At 74.6% G+C, this 4,385-nt stretch carries 7 protein-coding genes; all 7 read right to left on the minus strand.

All coding sequences use genetic code 11. The features are described 5' to 3' along the window. Nucleotides 1-275: hypothetical protein (locus tag H5J29_RS22510; protein ID WP_181783031.1), on the minus strand; the 275-nt coding region annotated here is incomplete at its 3' end. Then, nucleotides 272-1,174 carry a siderophore-interacting protein gene (locus tag H5J29_RS22515; RefSeq protein ID WP_181783032.1) on the minus strand — a complete coding sequence of 301 codons (903 nt, stop codon included), beginning with the start codon at nt 1,172-1,174 and terminating at the stop codon, nt 272-274. The genes H5J29_RS22510 and H5J29_RS22515, both read right to left, overlap by 4 nt. Beyond that, complete coding sequence (locus tag H5J29_RS22520; RefSeq protein WP_181783033.1) at nt 1,171-1,380, minus strand: MbtH family protein; 210 nt, start codon at nt 1,378-1,380, stop codon at nt 1,171-1,173. The genes H5J29_RS22515 and H5J29_RS22520 overlap by 4 nt, the downstream gene beginning before the upstream one ends. After that, on the minus strand, nt 1,377-1,619 hold the full coding sequence (locus H5J29_RS22525; protein WP_181783034.1) for a phosphopantetheine-binding protein: 243 nt from the start codon (nt 1,617-1,619) through the stop codon (nt 1,377-1,379). The genes H5J29_RS22520 and H5J29_RS22525 overlap by 4 nt, the downstream gene beginning before the upstream one ends. Next, nucleotides 1,616-2,269 (minus strand): isochorismatase family protein, encoded by a 654-nt coding sequence (locus tag H5J29_RS22530; protein WP_181783035.1) that lies wholly within the window; start codon nt 2,267-2,269, stop codon nt 1,616-1,618. The genes H5J29_RS22525 and H5J29_RS22530 overlap by 4 nt, the downstream gene beginning before the upstream one ends. A gap of 2 nt (nt 2,270-2,271) precedes the next feature. Beyond that, a complete protein-coding gene (locus H5J29_RS22535; protein ID WP_181783036.1) occupies nt 2,272-3,894 on the minus strand; it encodes a (2,3-dihydroxybenzoyl)adenylate synthase in 1,623 nt (540 codons plus the stop codon). Then, the coding region (locus H5J29_RS22540; RefSeq protein ID WP_181783037.1) for an isochorismate synthase at nt 3,891-4,385 on the minus strand (495 nt) is incomplete at its 5' end. The genes H5J29_RS22540 and H5J29_RS22535, both read right to left, overlap by 4 nt.

The raw sequence follows: 4,385 nt of genomic DNA on the forward strand, positions 1-4,385 counted from the left end.
TAGACGGTGCGCAGCACGGGATGCCGGTCGAGGGTGTCCCGCCAGGCGGAGGTGAGCGCCTCGGCGTCGAGCAGGCCGCGCAGCCGCAGCAGCACCGGGAGGTCGTCCGTCGTGGACGGTCCCTCGAGCTGGTGCAGCACCCAGAGCCTGCACTGTTCCCCCGACATCGCGCCGGACGCCACGTCCTCGAGGGCCCCGCTGTCTCCGCTGTCCCCGCTATCTCCGCTGTCCCTGCCCGCCCGCCCGGTCCCCGCCGCGAGCGGGGCCGCGGTCACGACTCGTCCCCCTCGTGGCCGTGCCCGTGGCCGTGTCCGTGGCCGTGCTCGTCCTCGTCGTCCTCGTCGAAGTCCGCGACCCCCCGCTTCCAGTAGCCGGTCACGTCGCTGTCCTCCGGGCCGAGCCCGAGGTCGTTCTTGATCCACCGGCGCAGCGGCTTGAGCGTCGTCGCCTCCCCCGCCAGCCAGACGTACACCCGGTCGCCCTCGGGGATCGGCACCGCGCGAACCGCCCGCTCGACGAGGTCCGAGTGTCCCGGCGCGACGTCCCCGCGGTGCAGCCACCGCACCTCGACGTCCTCCGGCGCGTCCAGCTCGATCTCCTCCGACGGGTCCGCGACCTCGATGAACGCCCAGCCCGCGGCGGTGCGCGGCAGCTCCTCGAGCCAGCGCGCGATCGCGGGCAGCGCCGTGATGTCGCCCGCGAGGAGATAGCGGTCGTAGGCGTGCGGCACGATCAGCCCACCGGGCGGCCCGGCCACGTGGATCCGCTCCCCCGGCTGCACCCGCTCGGCCCAGTCCGAGCCGAGGCCCCCGGCGTGCAGGGCGATGTCGATGTCGATCTCCCCGGCCTCCGCGTCGTACCGGCGGACCGTGTACTCGCGGGAGACCGGCACCGGCCGCGGCCAGCTCAGCATCTCGCCGTTCGGGACGGGCAGCCGCAGCGTGCCGTCCTCGTCCGGCCAGAGCAGCTTGACGTGCTCGTCCGGTGAATGGCTCTCGAAGCCCTCGTGCCCGGGCCCGCCGAGCGTGACCCGGACCAGGCCGGAGCCCAGCCGGGCGGTGCCGCGCACCTCCATCTCACGCACCCGGATCGGGTAGCCGACCTTCTCCGCCACGCGCCCGGCGCGGACCTCGGCCAGCCGCTCGCGGTGTCGTCCCCGGTCGTCTCGCCTCATGTCGCCTCCATCGCTTCCCGCAGGCTCTTCGGCCGCAGATCGGTCCAGTGTTCCTCTGTGTACCGCACGCAGGCGGCGCGGTCGGCGGGGCCGTAGACCGTCTCCCACCCGGCCGGGACCTCCGCGAAGTCCGGCCACAGCGAGTACTGCTCCTCGCCGTTGACGAGGACGCGGAAGGTGCCCTCCGGGTCGTCGAAGGGGTTCACGAGGCCACCACCGCGACCCAGTGCCCGAGCTCGGGCCGCTCGGCGAGGTCCGGGAACTCCAGGCCGGTCGCCCCGGCCTCGCGCCACTTCTCGACGAGCGACATCAGCCGCATCGAGTCCAGCCCGCGGTCGAGCAGGTCCTCGTCCGGGTCGATCTCCGCGGGGTCGCAGGCCAGCAGCTCGGCGACGTCCGCGCGCACCTGGTCGGCGGTGACGCGCCCGGCCGACGGTCCGCTCACGAGGCCACCCCCACCGGGCTGAACGCCTCCAGCGCGGCCGCGGTCGTGGTCAGGGCCCCACAGCGCTGCGCCACGTACTCGCAGGCCTGGTCGTGCCGCTCGCGGGAGAAGTCGGCCACGGCGTCGGACACCATGAACGGGGCGACGTCGCGCATGAACGCCTCCACCGCCGTCGTCTGGCAGCCGATGTGGGCGTAGACGCCGGTGATCACCAGGTGGTCGCGGCCCGCCGCGGCGAGGCGCTCGGCGAGGTCGCTGCGTTGGAAGGCGGAGTACCGCCACTTGGTCAGCACGGTGTCCGCGGGTTCCGGCGCCAGCGCGGGGACGATGTCCTCGGCCTGCGGGTCGGTGTCGATCACCGCACCGATGCCGGCACCCCAGAACTCGGTCAGCAGGCCGCGGTCCTCCGCGGCCTGGCGACCGGGTTGCGCGGTGTAGAACACCGGGATCCCGCGCTCGCGGCAGGCGGTCAGCAGCGCCTGGATGTTCGCCGTGACCTGCGGGATCGGCGCCCCCGCGTACGGCGCGAGGAAGTACCGCTGCATGTCGTGGACCAACAGCGCGGCCCGGTTCGGGTCCGGTCGCCAGTCGACCCTGCCTGCGGGCAGCTCGGTGGGCAGGTCATAGGCCTGGATGCTCGGCAGCGACATGGTCACCCCTTCTCGGTCCGGGCGGCCGCGAGGGCCGCCCTCAGCTCGCGCTTGCTGGTCTTGCCCACGCCGGTCACGGGGAAGGCCGCCACGATCTCGACGAGATCGGGCACCTTGAACGCGGCGACCCCGCGCTCGCGGACGAACCTCCGCAGCTCGGCGGCGGTCGGCTCGGCCCCCTGGGTCGGGACGACGTAGGCGCAGGTCCGCTCGCCGAGGAACTCGTCCGGCACCCCGACGACGGCCGCGTCGAGCACGCCGGCGTGCGCCATCAGGTGGTCCTCGACCTCCTCGGCGGCGACCTTCTCCCCGCCCCGGTTGATCTGTTCCTTCGCCCGGCCGACCACCTCGACGTGCCCGGAGGCGCGGCGGCGCACCAGGTCGCCGGTGCGGTAGAAGCCGTCCTCGGTGAACGCCGTGGCGTTGTGCGCACCGGCGCGGAAGTACCCGCGGATCGTGTACGGGCCGCGGGTGAGCAGGGCGCCGGTCCCTCCCGGCGGGACCTCGCGGTCCGCGCCGTCGACGACGCGGACCTCGTCGGCGACCGAGATCGGCCTGCCCTGGGTCTCCAGGACGAGGTCCTCCGGGTCGTCGAGCCGCGTGTAGTTCACCAGCCCCTCGGCCATGCCGAAGACCTGCTGCAGGGTGCAGCCGAGCGCGGGCCCGATCCGGGCCGCCAGCTCCCGGCCGCACTTGGCCCCGCCGACCAGCAGGACCTCCAACGACGACAGGTCGCGAGACGTGCGCGCCGCCGCCTGCACCCAGGCGGCGGCCAGCGGCGGGACGACACCGGTGATCGTCACGCGCTCCCGCTCGACCAGCCGGAAGGCCGTGTCCGCGTCCGGCCGGGGGGCCAGGACGGAGGCGGCGCCCGCGTGCAGCGCGCCGAGCACACCCGGCGAGCTCAGTGGGAAGTTGTGTGCCACCGGCAGGGCCGCGAGGTAGACGCTGTCCGGGCGCAGCGCGCAGATCCGGGCGCTCTCGCGCACGCTGTACAGGTAGTCGTCGTGGGTGCGCGGGATGAGCTTCGGCAGCCCGGTGCTCCCCCCGCTGAGCTGCAGGAACGCCACACCCTCGGGATCGGGGTCGGGCAGCTCGCGCGGCTGTGCGGCCGCGACCGAGGTCCACTCCGGAGCATCGACGGACAACACGTGCCTCACCGACGGCACCGCCGCGGCGACCGCTCTCGCGGCCTCGGCGTGCGCGAACCGCTCGTGCACGTCCACGGTGAGGATCGCGACCGCCTCCGCCTGCTCGACGAAGTGCCGCAGCTCGGAGTCGCGGTGCGCGGGCAGCGCGAACACCGGCCACGCGCCCGCCCGCCAGAGCCCGAACACGGCCGCGAGGAACTCGGGGCGGTTGGGCAGCTGCAGGACCACCCGGTCCCCCGGCCCGATCCCGAGGTCGACGAGCCCGGCGGCGATCCGGTGGGCGCGCGCGTCGAGCTCGGCGAAGGTCCACCGGTGATCCTCGCCGATCACGGCGACGCGCTCCGCGTACGCGCGGCTCAAGGCGGTGAGCCAGGCGCCGAAGGTCTGCCCGCGCCAGTGGCCTGCGGCGCGGTAGCGCGCCGCGAGCTCCGGCGGCCAGGGGGTGTGGTCGAGGTCCGGGAGCTCCGTGGTCACTCGTCCACCCCCAGCGCGCGCAGCATGGTGCGGAACTTCGCACCGGTCTCGGCCAGCTCCGCGGCGGGCTCCGAGCCCTCGACGATCCCGGCCCCGGCGAACAGGCGGACGGTCTCCCCGCTCACCTCCGCGCTGCGGATGGTGATCACCCACTCGCCGTCGCCCCGCGGGTCGGTCCAGCCGACGAGGCCGGTGAAGTACCCGCGGTCGTCCGCCTCCAGGTCCGCGATCGCGGCCCGGGCCGGGTCCTCCGGCACCCCGCACACGGCCGGGGTCGGGTGCAGCGCCTCGGCCAGCTCGAGCGACGAGACGCCCGGGTCGACGAGCCGCCCGGTGATCCGACTGCTCAGGTGCCACATGGTGGGTGTGCCGATGACCTCGGGCCCGGCGGGCACCTCGAGATCGGCGCAGAAGCGGCCCAGCACGTCCGCGACCTGCCCGGCCACCAGGGCGTGCTCGCGGCGGTCCTTGTCCGAGGCGAGCAGGGCCGC

Origin of the sequence: Pseudonocardia pini, from assembly GCF_013870575.1 — a bacterium.
Taxonomy (GTDB): domain Bacteria; phylum Actinomycetota; class Actinomycetes; order Mycobacteriales; family Pseudonocardiaceae; genus Pseudonocardia; species Pseudonocardia pini.